The organism is Methylobacterium bullatum (assembly GCF_014845095.1).
Lineage (GTDB): Bacteria > Pseudomonadota > Alphaproteobacteria > Rhizobiales > Beijerinckiaceae > Methylobacterium > Methylobacterium bullatum.
The window spans coordinates 1-622 of sequence record NZ_NKUG01000320.1 but is presented as its reverse complement, the minus strand read 5'-3'; the positions used below and the strand labels follow the sequence as shown (position 1 = coordinate 622).

Below are 622 nucleotides of genomic sequence, written 5' to 3'. Positions count from 1 at the left end.
AGGGAACCGGGCTCGGTCTCTCGGTGGTGCAGGGGCTCGTCGGCCTCCATGGCGGCAGCATCTCCATCGAGAGCGCCGAGCGCCAGGGCACCAGCGTGACCGTGACGCTGCCCATCGATTGCCGGCGCGGCTCCAGCACCGCTCCCCCGGCCCCGATCCGCACGGGGATTCGTCGCTCGGCGCCCCTGCCGGTCGCGGAGGGGATTGTGGTCCCGGTGCGCCGCCCGATCGGTCTGTTCGACCCCGCGCCCGAAGCGGTGAGCGAGCGCTACATTCCCATGCAGCGCGCCGGATGAGTCCCTTGTCCGATCACCGCAACCCGACGCGCACCTCGTCCCGGAGCCGGCATCCGGGACGAGGTGCGCAGCTTACCGTCGGATCCTGCGTCCCGGCGATGCCACCGACCCGTTTTCGGCTCGACCTGTCGGGCCGTTTTCTGCGTTTGAGAGGATAGACCATGCGCGAACCGCTGCCGAAGCGCGACCAGCGCGAGATCGTCGTTCCCACCAGGGCCGCGCAGACCGCCGCTCCGCGCCGGAAACCCGCCTCCACCCCCGCCCTGTCTCTTATTCACATCGTAGTCTGGCGCTGAAAAGAGGGGGGTGGCTATCGTGTGGACTGG

The 622-nt window shown here is 69.6% G+C and carries 2 protein-coding genes; both read left to right on the top strand.

Annotation, left to right across the window (positions count from 1 at the left end; translation table 11 throughout):
• A partial coding sequence (locus MBTS_RS23435) for an ATP-binding protein (RefSeq protein WP_192216617.1) occupies nt 1–296 on the top strand: 296 nt, incomplete at its 5' end.
• Between the two features lie 161 nt (nt 297–457).
• Nucleotides 458–592: a hypothetical protein gene (locus MBTS_RS24080; RefSeq protein WP_280529970.1), complete on the top strand. Its 135-nt coding sequence runs from the start codon at nt 458–460 to the stop codon at nt 590–592.
• The last annotated feature ends 30 nt before the right edge of the window (nt 593–622 follow it).